General features: G+C 61.8%; 17 protein-coding genes. 14 read left to right on the top strand and 3 right to left on the bottom strand.

Annotated elements, in window-relative coordinates:
* Positions 1-104 precede the first annotated feature (104 nt).
* The 3 genes from H7995_RS13580 to phhA form a co-directional block, all read right to left on the bottom strand.
* Positions 105-1,301 carry an amino acid aminotransferase gene (locus H7995_RS13580; protein ID WP_185818480.1) on the bottom strand — a complete coding sequence of 399 codons (1,197 nt, stop codon included), beginning with the start codon at positions 1,299-1,301 and terminating at the stop codon, positions 105-107.
* The gene (locus H7995_RS13575) at positions 1,301-1,657 is read right to left on the bottom strand and encodes a 4a-hydroxytetrahydrobiopterin dehydratase (protein WP_095080175.1); all 357 of its coding nucleotides are present in this window, start codon (positions 1,655-1,657) and stop codon (positions 1,301-1,303) included. The genes H7995_RS13580 and H7995_RS13575 overlap by 1 nt, the downstream gene beginning before the upstream one ends.
* Before the next feature lie 69 nt (positions 1,658-1,726).
* Positions 1,727-2,518 (bottom strand): phenylalanine 4-monooxygenase, encoded by a 792-nt coding sequence (gene phhA / locus H7995_RS13570; protein WP_166590515.1) that lies wholly within the window; start codon positions 2,516-2,518, stop codon positions 1,727-1,729.
* A 279-nt stretch (positions 2,519-2,797) separates the two neighbouring features.
* Here phhA and H7995_RS13565 point away from each other — a divergent pair, with 279 nt between their 5' ends.
* The 14 genes from H7995_RS13565 to H7995_RS13500 all read left to right on the top strand — a co-directional run bounded on the left by H7995_RS13565 (position 2,798) and on the right by H7995_RS13500 (position 18,483).
* Positions 2,798-4,357: a sigma-54-dependent transcriptional regulator gene (locus tag H7995_RS13565; protein ID WP_166590514.1), complete on the top strand. Its 1,560-nt coding sequence runs from the start codon at positions 2,798-2,800 to the stop codon at positions 4,355-4,357.
* Positions 4,358-4,525: 168 nt separating this feature from the next.
* Positions 4,526-4,693 (top strand): periplasmic nitrate reductase, NapE protein, encoded by a 168-nt coding sequence (locus tag H7995_RS13560; protein WP_166590513.1) that lies wholly within the window; start codon positions 4,526-4,528, stop codon positions 4,691-4,693.
* 40 nt (positions 4,694-4,733) lie between these two features.
* Entirely contained in the window at positions 4,734-5,000 is a 267-nt protein-coding gene (locus tag H7995_RS13555) for a chaperone NapD (protein ID WP_166590512.1), read from the top strand.
* Positions 4,991-7,495, top strand: a complete 2,505-nt coding sequence (gene napA / locus H7995_RS13550; protein WP_185818479.1) for a nitrate reductase catalytic subunit NapA — start codon at positions 4,991-4,993, stop codon at positions 7,493-7,495. The genes H7995_RS13555 and napA overlap by 10 nt, the downstream gene beginning before the upstream one ends.
* 11 nt (positions 7,496-7,506) lie before the next feature.
* Positions 7,507-7,998, top strand: coding sequence for a nitrate reductase cytochrome c-type subunit (locus H7995_RS13545; RefSeq protein WP_166590510.1), 492 nt, complete (start codon positions 7,507-7,509; stop codon positions 7,996-7,998).
* 9 nt (positions 7,999-8,007) lie between these two features.
* Complete coding sequence (locus H7995_RS13540) at positions 8,008-8,604, top strand: cytochrome c3 family protein (RefSeq protein WP_166590509.1); 597 nt, start codon at positions 8,008-8,010, stop codon at positions 8,602-8,604.
* A gap of 203 nt (positions 8,605-8,807) precedes the next feature.
* Complete coding sequence (locus H7995_RS13535) at positions 8,808-9,548, top strand: flagellar basal body rod protein FlgF (RefSeq protein WP_166590508.1); 741 nt, start codon at positions 8,808-8,810, stop codon at positions 9,546-9,548.
* 45 nt (positions 9,549-9,593) lie between these two features.
* Entirely contained in the window at positions 9,594-10,379 is a 786-nt protein-coding gene (gene flgG / locus H7995_RS13530) for a flagellar basal-body rod protein FlgG (protein WP_027620992.1), read from the top strand.
* Between the two features lie 52 nt (positions 10,380-10,431).
* Complete coding sequence (flgH, locus tag H7995_RS13525; RefSeq protein WP_166590507.1) at positions 10,432-11,127, top strand: flagellar basal body L-ring protein FlgH; 696 nt, start codon at positions 10,432-10,434, stop codon at positions 11,125-11,127.
* A gap of 15 nt (positions 11,128-11,142) precedes the next feature.
* A complete protein-coding gene (locus tag H7995_RS13520) occupies positions 11,143-12,252 on the top strand; it encodes a flagellar basal body P-ring protein FlgI (protein ID WP_185818478.1) in 1,110 nt (369 codons plus the stop codon).
* 10 nt (positions 12,253-12,262) lie between these two features.
* Positions 12,263-13,546: a flagellar assembly peptidoglycan hydrolase FlgJ gene (flgJ, locus tag H7995_RS13515; RefSeq protein ID WP_166590505.1), complete on the top strand. Its 1,284-nt coding sequence runs from the start codon at positions 12,263-12,265 to the stop codon at positions 13,544-13,546.
* 10 nt (positions 13,547-13,556) lie between these two features.
* Positions 13,557-15,599: a flagellar hook-associated protein FlgK gene (flgK, locus tag H7995_RS13510; RefSeq protein ID WP_166590504.1), complete on the top strand. Its 2,043-nt coding sequence runs from the start codon at positions 13,557-13,559 to the stop codon at positions 15,597-15,599.
* Positions 15,600-15,613: 14 nt separating this feature from the next.
* The gene (locus tag H7995_RS13505; RefSeq protein WP_185818477.1) at positions 15,614-17,191 is read left to right on the top strand and encodes a flagellar hook-associated protein 3; all 1,578 of its coding nucleotides are present in this window, start codon (positions 15,614-15,616) and stop codon (positions 17,189-17,191) included.
* A 365-nt stretch (positions 17,192-17,556) separates the two neighbouring features.
* Positions 17,557-18,483 (top strand): ketoacyl-ACP synthase III, encoded by a 927-nt coding sequence (locus H7995_RS13500; RefSeq protein ID WP_095169996.1) that lies wholly within the window; start codon positions 17,557-17,559, stop codon positions 18,481-18,483.
* The last annotated feature ends 271 nt before the right edge of the window (positions 18,484-18,754 follow it).

Here is an 18,754-nt window from a genome sequence, read left to right as displayed (position 1 = left end):
GACAAATAGACTTTTATCTCGGATTTCTGCGACAGATGGCCGCACTGTAGCTGCACAACCCCATCGCAACTGCTACGGGCTTGTGCAGCTACACGAGGTAGCGTTTAGTCACGGCAGATGTCAGCGATCGCCTCGGCCAGCAGGTCGAGGCGCGTGGCGTCGATCCCGGCCACGTTGGCGCGTCCCGAGCTGACCATGTACACGCTGTGTTGCTCGCGCAGCTTTTTCACCTGCTCTGGCGTCAAGCCCGTGTAGGAAAACATCCCGCGCTGCACACCGATGTGGGCGAAACGCTCGCGCAGACCGTGGGGCTCCAGCGCTTCCACCAGGCCCGAACGCAGTTGGGCGATACGCTGGCGCATGGCTTCCACTTCGTCGGCCCAGCGCTGTTTCAGCTGCGGGTCGCCGAGGATGGTCGCCACCACGGCTGCACCGTGATCCGGTGGCGTCGACCACAGGTTACGGGCGATGTGGGCCAGTTGGCTGCGGACATCGGTCAGCTTCTCGGCATCCTTGGCGCAGACAATCAGCGCCCCGGTGCGATCGCGGTACAGGCCGAAGTTCTTCGAGCAGGAACTGGTGATCAACAGCTCAGGCAGCTCCTGGGCGAACAAGCGCACGGCCCAGGCGTCCTGCTCCAGGCCATCGCCAAAGCCCTGGTAGGCGAAGTCGATCAGCGGCAACAGTTCGCGGCTGCGCACCACGTCCAGCACCCGGCGCCAGTCATTCTGGGACAGGTCGAAACCGGTCGGGTTATGGCAGCAGGCGTGCAGCAGCACCACGTCGCCCTTGGGGATCAGGTTCAGGGTGGCCAGCATGGCCTCGACGTCCAGGCGGTTGTCACTGCCCACGTAGGGGTAGTGGCTGACCTTGAGGCCGGCGGTGGCGTAGATGGTTTCGTGGATCGGCCAGGTCGGGTTACTCAACCAGATGCCGCGCCCGGGCAGGCAATGCGCGATGAAATCGGCACTCAGGCGCAAGGCCCCGGTGCCACCCGGAGTCTGGGTAGCGCCGGCCCGCTGCTCGGCGATCAGCGCCGAATCGGCGCCCAGCACCAGCTCGTTGATCACCTTGCCGAACGCCGGGTCACCATGACCACCGATGTAGGTCTTGGTGCCCTGGCCGTCCACCAGGCGCTGTTCGGCGAGTTTCACCGACTGCGGGATGGGCGTCAGGCCCTGGGCGTCTTTATAGACACCCACGCCGAGGTCGAATTTGCGCGGATTGGGGTCCTGCGCATAGGCCTCCATCAGGCCGAGGATCGGGTCGCCGGGCACCCGGCCGATGGCGTCGAAAAACATTACTTGCGGCCCTCGGCGTCCTTGGCCACTTCGTCAGTGCGCGCGGCCATGATGAAGTCGTTGCGGTGCAGGCCCTTGATCGAGTGGCTCCACCAGGTCACGGTGACTTTGCCCCACTCGGTGAGCAGGCCTGGGTGGTGACCTTCGGCCTCGGAGATTTCACCCATGGTGTTGGTGAACGCCAGGGCGAACTTGAAGTTCTTGAACAGGAAAACTTTTTCCAGCTGCATGACGCCGTCGCGAACTTCGATGTTCCAGTCAGGGATCTGCTTGATCAATACCGGCAGTTCTTCGTCGCTGACTTGTGGAGCATCGGCGCGGCAGGCTTCGCAATGGGCTTGGTTGAGAGCGGTCATGGGGGGTTCCTGATTTCGATTCTTGTTAGACGTTACTATTTTTTGTGGGGCGCCGCGACTGCGGCGTCCTCAGGCCGCCTTGGGTTTTGGCGGAAATTTCGGCGCGTGCAGACCCAGCTGCATGCCCTGGTGGACCATGCCCATGATGTCTTCGTGGGCCAGGTCGAACAGGCGCTTGAGGTTGGGCAGGACAAAGTACAGCGGTTGCAGGATATCGATGCGGTATGGCGTGCGCATTGCTTCCAGCGGATCGAAGGCCTGGTGCTCGGGCTCGCCGGACAGGCTGTACACGGTTTCCTTCGGCGAGGAGAGAATGCCGCCGCCGTAGATGCGCTGGCCTTCAGGGGTGTCGACCAGGCCGAACTCGATGGTCATCCAGTACAGGCGCGCCAGGTACACCCGTTCTTCCTTGGTTGCCTGCAGGCCGAGCTTGCCGTAGGTGTGGGTGAATTCGGCGAACCAGGGGTTGGTCAGCAGCGGGCAGTGGCCGAAGATCTCGTGGAAAATGTCCGGCTCTTGCAGGTAATCCAGTTCTTCGCGGGTACGAATAAAGGTCGCGACAGGAAACTGCTTGCTGGCCAGCAATTCGAAAAAGGTCTGGAACGGAATCAGTGCCGGAACCCGGGCAACTTGCCAGCCGGTGGTTTCGCCCAGGACTTTGTTGATTTCGTCGAGCTGGGGAATGCGGTCATGGGGCAGGCCGAGCTTGTCGATACCTTCCATGTACTCCGGGCACGCACGGCCCTCGAGCACTTTCAGCTGGCGAGTGATCAGCGTGTTCCACACCGCGTGTTCTTCAGCGGTGTAGTGGATAAACCCTTGCGCATCGGGCTCGCGGGCCACGTATTGCGTCTGCTTCATGCTGCTCTCCTGCAAAGGGATACGTTCTTGTTATGTCTTGCCTATGGACCTAGAAATACCCCGAAGCGTGCGCCCGTGCAGCAGGGTCCTGGACGAGCGGGTAGGAAAAATCGCTGCTTTTCGTAAAGTTTTCGTTACGCGAGACCGCCTATGGCGCGCCTATTGCGATTTCCCGGTTTGAAAAGCCCTGAAGCTGTCACATAATCTTGACGACTAACTTTGGGTGGCGGCAGAAAAATCCTCGCCACCCGCTGTCCATCTCCTTGTCCGGGCCTTTTTATGCGTATCAAAGTCCATTGCCAGAACCGCATCGGCATCCTGCGCGACATCCTCAACCTGCTGGTGGAGTACGGGATCAACGTCGCTCGCGGGGAGGTCGGCGGGGAGCACGGCAACGCGATCTACCTGCATTGCCCGAACCTGATCAATATCCAGTTCCAGGCGCTGCGGGCGAAGTTCGAGGCGATTACCGGGGTATTCGGGGTCAAGCGGGTAGGGCTGATGCCCAGCGAACGTCGGCACATGGAGCTCAATGCCTTGCTGGGGGCACTGGAGTTTCCGGTGCTGTCGATCGACATGGGCGGCTCGATCGTCGCGGCCAACCGTGCGGCGGCGCAATTGCTCGGGGTGCGGGTCGACGAAGTGCCGGGGATCCCACTGTCACGCTACGCCGAGGATTTCGACCTGCCGGAACTGGTGCGCGCCAACAAGTCGCGGATCAACGGCCTGCGGGTCAAGGTCAAGGGCGACGTATTCCTGGCCGATATCGCCCCCCTGCAGTCGGAGCATGACGACAGCGAGGCCATGGCCGGCGCGGTGCTGACCCTGCACCGGGCGGACCGGGTCGGTGAGCGCATCTACAACGTGCGCAAGCAGGAGTTGCGCGGCTTCGACAGCATTTTCCAAAGCTCCAAAGTGATGGCCGCGGTGGTCCGGGAGGCGCGACGCATGGCGCCCCTGGATGCGCCGCTGTTGATCGAGGGCGAGACCGGCACCGGCAAGGAACTGCTGGCGCGCGCCTGCCACCTGGCCAGCCCGCGTGGTCAGTCGCCGTTGATGGCGCTGAACTGCGCCGGGCTGCCGGAGTCGATGGCCGAGACTGAGTTGTTCGGCTACGGCCCCGGCGCGTTCGAAGGCGCACGGGCCGAAGGCAAGCTCGGGCTGTTGGAACTGACCGCAGGCGGTACGCTGTTTCTCGATGGCGTCGGCGAAATGAGCCCACGTTTGCAGGTGAAATTGCTGCGGTTCCTGCAAGACGGTTGCTTCCGCCGTGTGGGCAGCGATGAAGAGGTCTACCTGGATGTGCGGGTCATCTGTGCGACTCAGGTCGACCTCTCCGAACTGTGCGCCAGCGGTGAGTTCCGCCAGGACCTGTACCACCGTTTGAATGTCCTGTCGCTGCACATCCCTCCGTTGCGCGAGTGCCTCGACGGCCTGACACCGCTGGTGGAACACTTCCTCGACCAGGCCAGCCGGCAAATCGGTTGCCCTTTGCCGAAACTGGCGCCCGCGGCCATGGACCGGCTCAGTCACTACCACTGGCCGGGCAACGTCCGGCAACTGGAGAACGTGCTGTTCCAGGCGGTGTCGCTGTGCGAAGGCGGCACGGTCAAGGCCGAGCACATTCGCCTGCCGGACTACGGTGTGCGCCAGCCGCTGGGGGATTTTTCCCTGGATGGCGGACTGGATGACATTGTCGGGCGTTTTGAAAAAGCCGTGCTGGAGCGTTTGTATTCTGAACATTCCAGCAGTCGATTGCTCGGTAAACGCCTGGGGGTTTCCCACACCACTATTGCCAACAAGTTGCGCGAGTATGAAATCGGCAAACTTGAGCGCTAACTAAGTCGCCCTTGCATGCGCGGGCCTTAGTGGGCGAGGTGCCGCGCGATTAATGTTCATCATTGTTGAATGCGGGTTAATCCTGCTTGAACTTCCGCTGATCTGAATCATGGAAATTAGCAGGGCGGGCATCTAGTCTCAGTTCACTTTCTGGCAGGAGCCCTGGCCATGACGACGGTTGATGAGTCCGCTCTACGTGCGCGCAAGGAAAGGCGGCTGTTGCTGTTCCTGGTTGTGTTTCTTTTTCCCCTGCTGTCGGTGGTGATAGTGGGCGGCTACGGCTTTTTCGTCTGGTTCCTGCAAATGCTCCTCGGTCCTCCCGGGGCACCGCACTGATTGCTTGTCCACGTGCGTTTACAGGCAAGGAGTGTTGGCCATGGAACAAAAACTACACATCGCCAGTTTGATCGTGCAGGCCCGTGTCGAGATGTTCAGCGCGGTGAAGGCCAACTTGCGCCTGCTCCAGGGCGTTGAACTGCACCAGGAAAGCCCCGAGGGCAAAGTGGTGGTGGTCCTGGAAATGCACGGCGAGCCGCAGATTCTCCAGCGCATTGAACAGATTGGCCGCCTGCCCGGCGTGCTCAACGCCTCCCTGGTTTACCACGAGATCCTCGATCCGAGCGGAGAACACCCATGCCCATGACCCGTCGTGAATTCGTCAAGGCCCAGGCGGCCGGGATTGCCGCGGCGGCTGCCGGGCTGCCGGTGTTCACCTCGGCCAGCAACCTGATCACCGAGCAGGACATGGTCGCCCTGACCTGGAACAAGGCGCCGTGCCGGTTTTGCGGCACCGGTTGCAGCGTGATGGTGGCGACCAAGGACAACCGGGTGGTGGCGACCCACGGCGACGTCAAAGCCGAGGTCAACCGTGGCCTGAACTGCGTCAAGGGCTACTTCCTGTCCAAGATCATGTACGGCGTGGACCGCCTGACCCAGCCGCTGTTGCGCATGACCAACGGGCAATACGACAAGCAGGGTGAGTTCCAGCCGGTGTCCTGGGAACAGGCGTTTGATGTCATGGAGTTGAAGTTCAAGGAGGCGCTGAAAAACAAAGGCGCAGAGTCGATCGCCATGTTCGGCTCCGGACAATGGACCGTGTGGGAAGGCTACGCCGCCAACAAGTTGATGAAGGCCGGATTCCGCAGCAACAACCTCGACCCCAATGCCCGGCATTGCATGGCCTCGGCGGTCATGGGGTTCATGCGCACCTTCGGCATCGATGAGCCCATGGGCTGCTATGACGACATCGAGGTCACTGACGCGTTTGTGTTGTGGGGCTCGAACATGGCGGAGATGCACCCGATTCTCTGGAGTCGGGTCACGGACCGGCGCTTGAGCCAGCCCGAGGTCAAGGTGGTGGTGCTGTCGACCTTCGAGCACCGCAGCTTCGAGTTGGCCGATATTCCCATGGTGTTCAAGCCGCAGACGGACTTGTTGATCCTCAACTACATCGCCAACTACATCATTGAAAGCGGCTCGGTGAACAAGGAATTTGTCAGCCGGCACACCCGCTTCGCCAAGGGGGTCGATGACATCGGCTACGGCCTGCGCAGCGATCATCCGCTGGAACAACAGGCCAAAAATGCCGACAAGGCGAACACCTGGACCGACATCGACTTCGAGCAGTTTGCCGCCTTCGTCAAACCCTACACCCTGGAGCGCACCGCCAAGGAGACCGGGGTTCCGGCCGAGCGGCTCAAGGCGCTGGCGCAGTTGTATGCCGACCCGAAACGCAAGGTGGTGTCCTTCTGGACCATGGGCTTCAACCAGCACACACGCGGGGTGTGGGCCAACAACCTGATCTACAACATCCATTTGCTGACCGGCAAGATCAGCGAGCCGGGCAACAGCCCGTTCTCCCTGACCGGCCAGCCTTCGGCCTGTGGCACGGCGCGGGAAGTGGGGACCTTTTCCCACCGCCTGCCGGCAGACATGCTGGTCACCAACCCGGCACACCGCGCCACCGCCGAGAAAATCTGGAAACTGCCGGCCGGTACCATCAATCCCAAGGTGGGTTTCCACGCAGTGCAACAGAGCCGCATGCTCAAGGACAGCGTGGTCAACGTGTACTGGACCATGGCCAGCAACAACATGCAGGCCGGGCCCAACATCATGCAGGAAGTCTTGCCGGGCTGGCGTAACCCGCAGAACTTCGTGATCGTTTCCGACGTGTACCCCACGGTCTCCGCGCAGGCCGCCGACCTGATCCTGCCCACCGCCATGTGGGTGGAAAAGGAGGGGGCCTACGGCAATGCCGAGCGGCGTACCCAGTTCTGGCATCAACTGGTATCCGCCCCGGGGGAGGCCAAGTCCGATCTCTGGCAATTGGTGGAATTCTCCAAGCGCTTCACCACCGATGAGGTCTGGTCCGCGCAGTTGCTGGACAGTGCTCCAGAGTACAAAGGCAAGACCCTGTACGAGGTGCTGTTCAAGAACGGCAACGTCGACCAGTTCCCGATCGAGCAGATGGACTCGGCCTTTCAAAACGACGAAGCCAAGGATTTCGGGTTCTACCTGCAAAAAGGCCTGTTCGAAGAGTACGCCCAGTTCGGCCGGGGCCACGGTCATGACCTGGCGCCGTTCGATCGTTATCACACCGAACGCGGCCTGCGCTGGCCGGTGGTGGACGGCAAGGAAACCCGCTGGCGCTTCCGCGAGGGCCATGATCCCTACGTGGAGAAGGGCAGTGGCGTGCAGTTCTATGGCTACCCCGACAAGAAGGCGATCATCTTCGCGCTGCCCTACGAGCCGCCGGCGGAATCCCCTGATCAGGAGTTCCCGTTCTGGCTGAGCACCGGGCGGGTGCTCGAGCACTGGCACACCGGAACCATGACCCAGCGCGTCGAAGAACTCTACAAGGCGGTGCCCGATGCCCTGGTGTACATGCACCCGGCCGATGCCAAGGCGCTCAATGCCAGGCGAGGCAGTGAGGTCAAGGTGATCAGCCGACGCGGGGAAATGCGTGCGCGCATCGAAACCCGTGGGCGCAACAAGCCACCCCAGGGGCTGGTGTTCGTGCCGTTCTTCGACGCCAACCGTTTGATCAACAAGGTCACCCTCGATGCGACGGACCCGATCTCCAAGCAGACGGACTATAAAAAGTGCGCGGTCAGGATCGAGCTGATCAAGACTGCCTGAGGAGAGCTTTGATGACTGCTCGTACGCTGTCCTTGCTGGTTGCACTGCTGCTGGGCGTGTCCGCGGCCTACGCCACGGAGCCTGGGTATCCACTGGATGCGCCGGCTCCCGATGGCAGGCGTGCCGGCGGTACCCTGACCCAGGAGCTGCCGGCACCGCCCATCGCCGAGGAGGAGAACAAGGACCTCAAGCGTGAGCGCAATTACCCCGAACAGCCGCCGACCATTCCCCACAGCATTCGCGGTTATCACATCGACAAGAACAGCAACAAATGCCTGTCCTGCCACAGTCGGGCCAACAGCGCGCTGACCCAGGCGCCGATGATCAGCATCACCCACTACATGGACCGCGACGGCCAGGCGCTGGCTGCCGTTTCGCCGCGGCGCTACTTCTGCAACCAGTGCCACGTGCCGCAGCAAGACGTGAAGCCGTTGATCAACAACAGCTTCAAGAACATTGACCAGGTGCTGCAAGACGAAATCAACCGCAAGCAGAAACCCTGAGGAGTGGTCATGAAGTCATTGTGGGTACTGTTCAAAGACTACTGGCAGATCCTGCGTCGCCCCAGCGTTCACTACAGCCTGGGGTTCCTGACACTCGGCGGGTTTATTGCCGGGGTGATTTTCTGGGGCGGATTCAACACCGCGCTGGAGGCGACCAATACCGAGAAGTTCTGCATCTCCTGCCATGAAATGCGCGACAACGTGTTTGTCGAGCTGCAGGAAACCATTCACTACACCAACCGCTCAGGGGTGCGCGCCACCTGTCCCGACTGCCACGTACCGCACGAGTGGACCCACAAGATCGCGCGCAAGATGCAGGCGTCAAAAGAGGTCTGGGGCAAGGTGTTCGGCACCATCAACACCCGCGAGAAGTTTCTCGGCATGCGCCGCGAACTGGCCGAGCACGAGTGGGCCCGCCTCAAGGCCAACGACTCTCGCGAGTGCCGCAATTGTCACAACTTCGAGTTCATGGATTTCACCCGCCAGGGCAAGCGCGCCGCCAACATGCACTCCACGTCCCTGGCCAGCGGCGAGGCGACCTGCATCGACTGCCACAAAGGCATCGCCCACAAGCTGCCCGACATGAGCGGCGTCAAGGGTTGGTAGCCCTCCTGTCCGGCGCATTGCCGTAAAGCGGCATAAGCGCGCCGGTTTTTCGTCTCTGCCGTCTGCCATCTTCTTCCTCTGGATCGACCCAAGTCCTGTGTTTAAAGGACCTGGGGCCTCTGCGCGCAAGTTGGTCTGCAAATTGCTAAAGCCTTGCCAGTACAGCAGTGGGCGGCAAACGTCCGGCATGCAGAGGAAAGACTGTGGACAAGTACCTTTATGTGGCCATGACCGGCGCCAGCCAGAACGCGCTGGCGCAAAAGGCCCATGCCAACAACCTGGCCAACATCTCCACCAACGGTTTCCAGAAAGACCTGGAGCAGGCGCGGTCGATGCCGGTGTTTGGCGACAGCTTTCCGGCGCGGGCCTTTGCCCTGTCCGAACGTCCGGCCACCGACTTCAGTCCGGGCTCGCTGGTGGAAACCGGGCGTGACCTCGACGTGGCGGTCAGCGGCAACGGTTGGATTGCCGTGCAGAACCCCGACGGCAACGAAAGTTATGTGCGCACCGGCAGCCTGAATGTCGATGCCCTGGGTGTGTTGCGTGCCGGCAACGGCATGCCGGTGATGGGCAATGGCGGACCGATTGCCGTGCCGCCCGAGCAGAAGATCGAAGTCGGCCAGGACGGCACCATCAGTATCCGCGCCATGGGTGAAGGCCCGCGCGTGATGGCCGAAGTTGACCGCATCAAGCTGGTCAACCCGGACCTGAAGAACATGACCAAGGGCCTCGACGGTTCGATCCACACCAAGGACGGCCAGCCCGCGCCGGCCGATGCCAACGTGCAGCTGGTGTCGGGTTTCCTGGAGTCGAGCAACGTCAACGCGGTGGAAGAAATGACCTCGGTGCTGGCCCTGGCCAAGCAGTTTGAGCTGCACGTCAAAATGATGAACACCGCCAAAGAAGACGACCAGGCCATGGCTCGGGTCTTGCAGATCAGCTAATTATCAGAACGTCGCGCCGTAAAACAGGCGCACGAGGAGAATCGAATGCTTCCGGCTCTATGGGTTGCCAAAACAGGCCTGTCCGCCCAGGACACCAACCTGACGACCATTTCCAACAACCTGGCCAACGTCTCGACCACGGGCTTCAAGCGTGACCGTGCCGAGTTCCAGGACCTGCTGTACCAGATCAAGCGCCAGCCGGGCGCCCAGTCGACCCAGGACAGCGAACTGCCGTCGGGCCTGCAACTGGGTACCGGTGTGCGTATCGTCGGCACCCAGAAAAACTTCACCGCCGGCAGCCTGCAAACCACCGAGCAGCCGCTGGACATGGCCATCGACGGTCGTGGCTTTTTCCAGGTCCTGCAGCCGGACGGGACGACCTCCTACACCCGTGACGGGACCTTTCACCTGGACTCCAACGGCCAGATCGTGACCGCCAGCGGCTATGCCCTGGAGCCGGCCATTGTCATCCCCGCCGAAGCCCAGACCTTCACCGTGGGCCGCGACGGCACCGTGTCGATCACCATCGCCGGCAACCCGGCCGCCCAGGTGATCGGCAACCTGCAAACCGCCGACTTCATCAACCCGGCCGGCCTGCAGGCCACCGGCAACAACCTGTTCCTGGAAACTGCCGCCAGCGGTGCGCCACAGATCGGCACCCCAGGCCTGAACGGTTTCGGTACCACCCTGCAAAGCACCCTGGAAACCTCCAACGTCAGCACCGTGGAAGAGATGGTCAACATGATCACCACGCAACGTGCCTACGAGATGAACTCCAAAGTCATCTCCACTGCCGACCAGATGCTTTCGTTCGTCACGCAGAATCTGTAATCAAGTCTATGGGGCGGCCTGAGGCCGCCTGCAACACCGTGAGGTTAGGGTCATGAATCGCTTTGTATCTGTTCTCGCATTGAGTGGGATCGCCGTGCTCGCGGGCTGCGTCGGGCCGACGCCGAAACCCAATGACCCTTACTACGCCCCGGTGTTGCCGCGCACGCCTTTGCCGGCGGCGGCCAACAATGGCTCGATCTACCAGGCCGGCTTCGAGCAGAACCTGTACAGCGACCGCAAGGCGTTCCGGGTCGGTGACATCATCACCATCACCCTCAACGAGAAAACCCAGGCCAGCAAGAACGCCAACTCGCAAGTGGGCAAGACCAGCAAGGCCAACATCGGCCTGACCTCGTTGTTCGGCTCGGTGCCCAACACCAACAACCCGTTCGGCAGTGGCGACCTGAGCCTGGACGCCGGCTACAGCGGTGACCGCGCGACCAAGGGCGACAGCAAGGCCGGGCAGGGCAACAGCCTGACCGGTTCAATCACAGTGACCGTGGCCGACGTGTTGCCCAACGGCATCATTGCCGTGCGCGGCGAGAAGTGGATGACCCTCAACACCGGCGACGAGCTGGTGCGCATTGCCGGCCTGGTGCGCGCCGACGATATTTCCACCGATAACACCGTGTCCTCGACCCGGGTCGCCGACGCGCGCATCACCTACTCGGGCACCGGCTCGTTTGCCGATGCGAGTCAGCCAGGCTGGTTCGACCGTTTTTTCCTAAGCCCGCTGTTCCCTTTCTAGGTGATGACTCTCTCCATGCTGAACTTCAAGCACCTGCTGGCGGCCGCGTTGTTGCTGGGCACTTCCCTGGGCGTGCAGGCCGAGCGGTTGAAGGACATCGCCAGTATCTCCGGCGTGCGTTCCAACCAGTTGATCGGCTATGGCCTGGTCGTCGGCCTCAATGGCACGGGTGACCAGACCACCCAGACCCCGTTCACCCTGCAGACCTTCAACAACATGCTCTCGCAGTTCGGCATCAAGGTGCCGCCGGGTTCGGGCAACGTGCAGTTGAAGAACGTCGCCGCGGTGTCGATCAGTGCCGATTTGCCAGCGTTCGCCAAGCCTGGGCAGCAGGTCGACATCACCGTGTCCTCCATCGGCAACTCCAAGAGCCTGCGTGGCGGCACCTTGCTGCTGACCCCGCTCAAGGGGATCGACGGCAACGTCTATGCGGTGGCCCAGGGCAACCTGGTGGTGGGTGGTTTTGACGCCGAAGGTCGTGACGGTTCGAAGATCACCGTCAACGTGCCCTCGGCCGGTCGCATCCCTGGCGGCGCCTCGGTGGAGCGCGCGGTGCCGAGTGGGTTCAACCAGGGCAACAGCCTGACCCTCAACCTCAACCGTTCGGACTTCACCACGGCCAAGCGCATCGTCGACAAGATCAACGGCCTGCTCGGCCCGGGCGTTGCCCAGGCCATCGATGGCGGTTCGATTCGCGTCAACGCGCCACTGGATCCGAGCCAGCGGGTCGACTACCTGTCGATCCTGGAAAACCTCGAAGTCGACCCCGGCCAGGCCGTGGCCAAGGTCATCATCAACTCGCGCACCGGCACCATCGTGATTGGCCAGAACGTCAAGGTGTCGCCGGCGGCCGTGACCCACGGCAGCCTGACCGTGACCATCACTGAAGACCCGATTGTCAGCCAGCCGGGGGCGTTCTCCAACGGCCAGACGGCGGTGGTGCCGCGCTCCAATGTCAACGCGCAGCAGGAAGCCAAGCCGATGTTCAAGTTCGGCCCGGGCACCACCCTCGACGAAATCGTGCGAGCGGTGAACCAGGTCGGCGCAGCACCGGGTGACTTGATGGCCATCCTCGAAGCCTTGAAACAGGCCGGCGCGCTGCAAGCCGACCTGATCGTGATCTAAGGTGACGAACATGGACATGCGCAAGAGCGGCCTGGTCAGCAGCAGCGATTCGGCGGCCTACTCCGACCTCAACCGGCTGAACCAGCTCAAGGTCGGCGACAAGAACAGCGACGGCAACATGCGCAAGGTGGCGCAGGAGTTCGAATCGCTGTTCCTCAACGAAATGCTCAAGTCCATGCGCTCGGCCACCGACGCGCTGGGCCAGGACAACCCACTGAACACTGCAGCGGCCAAGCAGTATCAGGAAATGTACGACCAGCAACTGGCGGTTTCCATGTCCCGCGAGGGCGGTGGCATTGGCCTGGCCGATGTGTTGATGCGCCAGATGTCGAAGAACAAGCCGCTGGCCCCCGGCGAGGCAGCCGCGTTGTCGGCGGCCAAGCAGGAAGCCGCCAAGGCGGCGGTGCAGACGCCGATTGCCGCCGGCACGGTGGCCACTGACGGGCCGCTGTCGCGCCTCAATGGCCAGCGCCCGTTGTGGGCCTCGCGCGCGATCAATCCACCCCAAGCCGCAGAGCAGGGCGTGCACGGCAATGACATGGCGCTGATCAACCAGCGGCGCCTGGCCCTGCCGCCGAAGCTGGCGGATCGTCTGTTGGCGGGGCTGGTGCCGTCGGCCAGCGGGACGGCGGCCACGACCGCCACCACCACCTTGCCCAACCGTGCGACCCGTGACGGCAATGCGCTGGTCAAGGGTGACTGGCAGCCGGCGCAGAGCTATTCCGCCGAGCGCGGGCGCCTGCAGGTCTATGGTCGCGCGATGGCGCAGCCACCGCTGGCTCCGGCGCCCAAAGCCTTCAACTCGCCGGACCAGTTCATCACCACCATGTTGCCGATGGCGCAGCAGGCGGCCGACCGTATCGGCATCGATCCGCGTTACCTGGTGGCCCAGGCCGCCCTGGAAACCGGCTACGGCAAATCAGTGATGCGCACCGCCGACGGCACCAGCAGTCACAACCTGTTCGGGATCAAGACCGGCAGCACCTGGAAGGGGGCGCAGGCCCGGGCCATCACCAGCGAATTCCGCAATGGCGAGATGGTCAAGGAGACGGCCGAGTTCCGTTCCTACGCCTCCTACCAGGACAGTTTCCATGACCTGGTGACCCTGCTGCAGAGCAACAATCGTTATCAAGAAGTGCTGAAGTCGGCCGATAACCCCGAACAGTTTGTGCGTGAGCTGCAAAAGGCCGGGTACGCCACCGACCCGAACTACGCCAGCAAGATTTCGCAGATTGCCAAACAAATGAAGAGCTATGAGCACTACGCCTCGGCGGGCTCTTCCACGAATTTATAAGGTCTGAACCATGAGCTTGATCAATATCGGGATGTCGGGTCTGAATGCGAGCCAGGCGGCGTTGGCCACAGTCGGCAATAACATTGCCAACGCCAATGCTGCGGGCTACTCGCGTCAACAAATCGTCCAGGGTAGTGCAGGCTCGCAACAGGTCGGTGGCGTGTTCATCGGGACCGGCACGACCCTGGCGGATGTGCGCCGGGTGTACAACGCCTACATCGATGCGCAGTTGCAGACCACCACCTCGCTCAATGGTGATGCCCAGGCCTATCTCGATCAGATCGGCGCGGTCGACAAGTTGCTGTCGGATAAAAACACCGGGGTTTCTGCCGCCCTCGGCAGCTTCTTTGCCTCGCTGCAAACTGCAGCCGGCGCCCCCGGCGACATGTCGGCGCGGCAGTTGCTGCTGACCAACGCGCAGACCTTGAGCAACCGCTTCAATGCGATCTCCAGCCAGCTCACGCAACAGAATGACGGCATCAACAGCCAACTGACCACCCTGGCCTCGATGGTCAACCAGCACACCGCGACCATTGCCTCGCTCAACCAGCAGATTACCCAGGCCAGCACCTCCGGCAGCACCCCGAACAACCTGCTGGATGCGCGCAACGAAGCGGTTCGCTCGTTGAACGAGCTGGTGGGGGTCAAGGTGCAGGAGCACGACGGGGTCTACGACATCTCGTTGGGCACGGGCCAGACGCTGGTCACGGGCAACACCTCCAACACCTTGTCGGCGGTGCCGGGCAAGACCGACAAAAGCCAGTACAGCCTGCAGATCGACTACCCGCAATCGAGCCTCGAGGTGACCTCGGTCGTCACGGGCGGCAAGATGGGCGGTCTGATCCGCTACCGCAACGACGTGCTGACGCCGGCCATCAACGACCTGGGGCGCACCGCGCTGGTGGTCTCCGATGCGTTCAACAAGCAACTGGGCCAGGGCCTGGATGCCAATGGCGAGTTCGGCTCCTCGTTGTTCAACAACATCAACAGTGCGCAGGCAATCAGCCAGCGCAGCCTGGCCACCACCGGTAACAGCGCCGGTTCCGGCAACCTGGACGTGACCATCGGCGACAGCAGCGCGTTGACCGCCTATGACTACCAGGTGACGTTCACCAGCGACAAGAACTACAGCGTCAAGCGTTCCGACGGCACCACCCTGGGGCCCTTCGATGTCACCAAGACTCCGCCGGACATAATTGACGGCTTCACCCTCACGCTCAATGGCGGCGGCTTGAGTGCCGGCGACAGCTTCAAGGTCAGCCCGACCCGCACTGGCGCCAGCGACCTCAGCGTGCAGTTGAAAGACCCCAACAAACTGGCGTTCGCCGGGCCGTTGCTGGCGGACAAAGGCAGCTCCAACTCCGGCACGGGTGCCTTGAGCAGCCCGAACCTGTCGTCGATGCTGGATATCTACGGCGGCGCGGACCTGGGCCAGTTGCAGAGCCAGATCGAAGGGGCGATGCCGGTGCGGATCGCCTTCGACGAGGCGAAGGATGGTACCCAGACCTATCGCGTGCTGAACGAGGCGGGCACCGAAATCGGCAAGGGCAGCATTGTGCCCGGCCAGGACAACAAGCTGACGATCAATGTGCCGGTGCTCGATGCGGCCGGCAATCCGGTGAAGAACGCCGATGGCACGGCCAAGACCATTGGTTTCGATACCACGGTCAGCGGCTCGCCGGGCAAGGGCGACAGCTTTGACATCAAGTTCAACAAGGACGGCAAGGCGGACAACCGCAATGCCAACGAAATGCTCGCCCTGCAGACCAAGGCCACCGTTGGCGCCAGCGGCGGCAATGCCGGCGTCAGCATGGGGCAGGCCTACAGCCAGTTGGTGTCCACCGTCGGGGGCAAGGCCAGCCAGGCCAGTGTCGACGGCACGGCCAACAACGCCGCGCTGGCCTACGCCAAGTCCAGCCGCAGCTCGGTTTCGCAGGTCAACCTGGATGAAGAAGCCAGCGACCTGATCAAGTTCCAGCAGTACTACACCGCGTCGTCGCAGATCATCAAGGTCGCGCAGGACACGTTCTCGACACTGATCAACAGTCTTTAAGGGAGTCCTTGACGATGCGTATTTCTACCGCTCAGTTCTTTGAGACCAGCACGACCAAGTACCAGAACAACTTCTCCTCGGTGGTCAAGACCCAGGAGCAGATCGACTCCGGTGTGCGGATCCAGACCGCCGCGGATGATCCGGTGGGGGCTGGCCGCTTGCTGCAATTGCAGCAGCAGAAAGACATGCTGCTGCAGTACGCCGGCAACATGAACAGCATCAAGTCGTCGCTGACCAATCAGGAAAGCGTGCTCGACAGCATCAACACCGCCTTGCAGAAGGTCAGCGAGTTGGCCTTGCAGTCGGGTGGCGGGGTGATCAGCGATGCGGACCGCAAGTCGATCGCTGACGAGCTGGGCAACATCGAAGAACAAGTGTTCAGCCTGCTCAACAGCAAGGATGAGTCGGGCAACTACATGTTTTCCGGTTCCAAGACCGACGTCGCGCCTTATGTGCGCAACAACGACGGCACCTACACCTACCAGGGTGACGATACCCAGCTCAACCTGCAGGTCTCGGACACCCTGAGCCTGGCGGCCAGCAACACCGCCAAGAGCATCATGGAAGGTTCGGTGAATACCGGTCGCACCCAGGCGGTCCTGCAGCCACCGTCGGTCAACGACGGCAAGGTCGCGGTCTCCGATGGCCTGATCAGCTCCAACCAGACCTTCAACAAAAGCTTCGCCGAAGGCCAGCCGTACACGCTGGAGTTCACCAGCAGCACCCAGTACATCCTCAAGGACGCAACCGGCAAGGATGTGACCGCAGAAGTGCCGGGCAATGGCCAATTCGACTCGACGAAGGAGGGCGCCCACAGCGTCAACCTGCGCGGGGTGAAGTTCGACATCAACCTGAATCTGGCGGACGTGCCTGCGGCCGACCTGGATGCGGCAGTCAAGGGGCATGTATTCACCCTGGAAGCCAAGCCGGACAGCTTCAACGCCTCCCGCAGCCCCGGCAATCCGTCGACGGCCCAGGTCACCGGCGCCACCGTGACCGATGCCAAGGCCTACGGCGACAGCTTTCCGGGCAATGGCGCGGTGATCAAGTTCACCAGCGACACCGAGTATGAGGTCTATGCCCAGCCGCTGAGTGCCAACAGCAAGGTCATCGGCAAGGGCAGCCTGAGCGCTGCTGGCGACTCGCTGACGGCGGTGGGGGTCAAGTTCGATCTCAGTGGTGCGGTGAAGTCCGGCGATCAGTTCGTGGTCGGCGCCAACAACCATCAGACCCAGAGCGCGCTGGATACCATCAGTCAGTTGCGCCAGGCCCTGGCAACGCCGAGCGATGGAGACCTGGTTGCCCAGCAAAAGCAGAAGAATGCGATCAACTCGGCCATTGGCAACCTGCAGAACGCCAGTGCCGGGATCGACAACGCCCGCGGCTCCATCGGCGCGCGCCTGAAGGCGATCGACATCCAGGCCAGCGAAAACGTCAGCATGGGCCTGGCCAACGACTCGACCATGGCCGCTATTGGCAACACCGACATGGCCAGTGCCTCGATCGAGCTGAGCTTCCAGAAAGCCATGCTCGAAGCCTCCCAGCTGGCCTTTGTGAAAATCTCCCAGTTGAGCCTGTTCAACAAACTTTGATCCCTGCCTGAATGCCGGCCCACCCTGATTTAGGGAGTGGGCCGGTGCTGCTTCAAATCCGCGCTTTTCCCGCCTCATCCCCGCCTGTTTGCCGGCGTTCGCCTGGCTGACGCTCTGCGCGCGGCTGTTTGCGTGGCGGATTGTTTTAGCCCCTGCACACAAAATAGAGTGACCTATGAGTCATAAAGCGCATCTTCACTGTATCGTGTGAAAAGGGTGGGATGGGTGCCCGCTGTTCGCTGGGTTGATTTTCATGATTTTGGCACCCGTGTCTGGCGCAGTTTTGTGGGCCAACCCCCTTTGTTATCAGTGCCTCTCGATCCTGCGAGCGGTGATCTCCAGTTATTCTGTTTTGGGAAGCCACAATGATTGGCATTAAAAGCATCGCCAGTTACGTGCCAGTGAGCGGGCTTGATAACTACGCTCAGGGCGCGAAATTCGCCAAGGATGAAGAGTTCATTTTAGGCAAGATTGGCTCGGCCTTTCTGCCGCGCATGGATGCCGGCCAGGAAACCTCCGATCTGTGCGTGGAGGCTGCCAATGCGTTGTTCGCCAACAACCCGCAACTGGACCGTCAAGCCATCGACGTGCTGATAGTGGTCACGCAGAACGGCGACGAAGAAGGTTTGCCCCATACCTCGGCCATCGTCCAGGACAAACTGGGCCTGTCGACCCGGGTTGCCGCGTTCGACGTCTCCCTGGGCTGCTCCGGTTACGTCTACGGCCTGTATGCCATCAAGGGGTTCATGGAGGCGGCGGGCCTGAAGAACGGTTTGCTGATTACCGCTGATCCTTATTCGAAGATCGTCGACCCGGAAGACCGCAACACCACCATGCTGTTCGGTGATGCGGCCACCGCCACCTGGATGGGCGAAGACGCTGCCTGGCAACTGGGCAAGGCCAAGTTCGGCACCGACGGTTCCGGCGCGCCGCACCTGAAGGTCAGCGACGGCGTGTTCTACATGAACGGTCGCCAAGTGTTCAACTTCGCCTTGCTCAAGGTTCCGGCGCACTTGCACGAACTGCTGGATGACTCGGGCCTCAAGTCCGAAGACATCGACGCTTTCTGCATTCACCAGGGCAGCGCGGCGATTGTCGATGCCGTGGCGCGACGTTTCGAAGGCGAGCCGGAGAAGTTCATCAAGGACATGGTCGAGACCGGCAACACCGTGTCTTCGAGCATCCCGCTGCTGCTGGAAAAACACATGCTCGACTCCACCTGGAAGCGTGTGGCAATCAGTGGTTTTGGCGTAGGCCTGTCCTGGGGCTCGGCGATCATCCATCGCCCGTGACCCGCTAGCATCCGCTAAAAAAACGCCCATGGCCGCGAGGTCATGGGCGTTTTTTATTGCCTGGGGTTTGCCGCTGTCGAGGCCCGGCTCAATCCCAGCTATGACTCGCGCCAAGCGGCCTAAGGCCTTGAAACATTGGGGGGTGGCACGTTGCTAGTAAAAAATTTGAAAAAAGCCCTCAAGCAACCTGCATTGACGACGATAACTATTACGAAGGTTCTCTAGGCCACACCCGGCGGTTGCCAGGGCCGGAAGCCGCAGCACCCAACCA

This window comes from Pseudomonas kielensis (genome assembly GCF_014236655.1).
GTDB lineage: Bacteria > Pseudomonadota > Gammaproteobacteria > Pseudomonadales > Pseudomonadaceae > Aquipseudomonas > Aquipseudomonas kielensis.
Note: the sequence above shows the minus strand (reverse complement) of the source record. Positions and strands in the feature narration are given on the sequence as shown.